General features: G+C 33.1%; 1 protein-coding gene. It reads left to right on the plus strand.

All coding sequences use genetic code 11. The features are described 5' to 3' along the window. Positions 1–94 precede the first annotated feature (94 nt). Positions 95–550: a DUF4917 family protein gene (locus AC1P5O_RS16750; RefSeq protein WP_348942377.1), complete on the plus strand. Its 456-nt coding sequence runs from the start codon at positions 95–97 to the stop codon at positions 548–550. Positions 551–697: the final 147 nt, after the last annotated feature.

Genomic DNA, 697 nt, shown 5'->3' on the forward strand with positions numbered 1-697 from the left:
TAATCTTTTTCAGATTCAATCAATAATTGAACCGCTCTTTCTCTGATTTCAGGGGTATATTTTAATTTTGTCATCGGGATAGTCTCTCAGAATATTGACTCTCCGACAAACCCGGTACGGTTCAGATGCAAAAAATACCGAAACTAAAGTTCAAAGAGGGGATTTTGAGGGTTTGTTAGAAGTTATTACTTCACAATGGGAAGATAATAAAATTCCTTTATTTGTTGCCGAGGGTACGGGAACTAAAAAGCTTGAATCTATAAAAAGTAGTTCCTATTTGAGTACTATTTTCTATGAAGTTCTACCAGATTTAATAACTCAAAAAGCTAATTTAGTCATTTATGGCTGGAGCTTAGGCAAGCAGGAATCACATTTGGTAAAGCAGATATTTAAGAACAAACAATCAGGTAAGGTGGCTATTTCTATATTTCAAAATAATCAGGAAGAGTGCCATCGAATTTATCGGCTTATAAAAAATGAAAAAGTAGCTCCAAATATCGAAATAGAATTTTTTGACAGCCAAAGTTCAGGTTGTTGGAATAATCCTTAAAAAAAAGCCCATCATCTGATTAATGCCAGTCAGTTAAGAAATTGACTGGCATTTTCTTGGATATTTTTGTGCTTTAATTTTCACTACTCGCGGACATTGCCTTTGCCTTTTTTCAGGTAATACAAATATTTTAGATTGTTCAAATAA

This window comes from Prolinoborus fasciculus (genome assembly GCF_056724605.1).